1 protein-coding gene is annotated in these 1,024 nt (G+C 69.0%); it reads right to left on the reverse strand.

Annotated elements, in window-relative coordinates:
• Positions 1-28 precede the first annotated feature (28 nt).
• Positions 29-883, reverse strand: coding sequence for a transposase family protein (locus HCJ93_RS29035; RefSeq protein WP_309141539.1), 855 nt, complete (start codon positions 881-883; stop codon positions 29-31).
• Positions 884-1,024: the final 141 nt, after the last annotated feature.

Consider the following 1,024-nt stretch of genomic DNA (forward strand, 5'->3'; position numbering starts at 1 on the left):
CGTCGAGGATGGCGGTAGGGCTCGGTGTTCACGTCTGCCGTGCCGACATCAGGTCCGCGGTTTGCTGGTGTGAGAGCAGGCTGGCGATGGCCTGGACGGTGTCGCTCATGTGCTCGCGGCGGCCGAGGTGGCGGGCCAGGGCCCGCCAGTTCTTCAGGTGGGCGATGCCGTGCTCGACACGGATCCGCCTCGATGAGTGCGCCTTGCGCTGGCGCTCGTACATCTCCTCGTACCAGTCCGGGGCGTTCTTCTTGAACTTGCGGTGCGGCGGTGTGACCACCCGGCCGCCGGTCTGAGCGCCCAGGCCCTGATAGCCGGCGTCGGCGAGGATTTCCACCGCGGGCCCGTCGGCCAGGAGCTTGACCAGCCCTAACTGGCGGGCGTGGGTGATGTCCGCGCAGCTGCCGGGCCTGGTCGGGCTGCAGAAGAGCACGCGACCGTCCCCGTCCGTGACGACCATGGTCTTGACCGCGTTCTGCTTGTTCTTGCCGGAGATGAACCTGTCCCGGTCCTTGCGCCCGGCGGCCGGCCGGCGGACCCGGATCTCGGTGCCGTCGATGATCCCGGTCTTCCCGCTGGCGCCGAGATGGGCGATGACCTCTGCCAAGGTCCGCAACCGCACTCCGGGACTGACGGTGCAGCCGCGCTCGGCCAGCAGGGGCCGCACCTCACCGACGGCGCGGGTGATGGTGGAGCGGTTCACCCCGAACCAGCAGGCCAGCACGTCGTGGGTGACCCCGTGTCGGAGGTGCACGAGGGCGGCCAGGAGCCGGTCGACGAAGACCAGCCGGTGCTTGGCCCCGGCACCGATCGCCCGCTTCCGCGGCCTGGACGCAAGCCTGGCCTGGTGCCGTTCATGCCACAACGGGCCGAGCTCAGACACGAGTTCAGCGATCACGTCGGCCGACAGGCCCGTGATCCTCCGGTCGCTGATGATCGCTGCACGAGACGCGTTCCCCACCACACGACCATGATCAACGATCAGGAGCTCGACGCCTCACCGCTTACCGTGCACGAGCTCGTT

The organism is Streptomyces composti (genome assembly GCF_012034205.1).
In the GTDB taxonomy this organism is placed as follows: domain Bacteria; phylum Actinomycetota; class Actinomycetes; order Streptomycetales; family Streptomycetaceae; genus Streptomyces; species Streptomyces composti.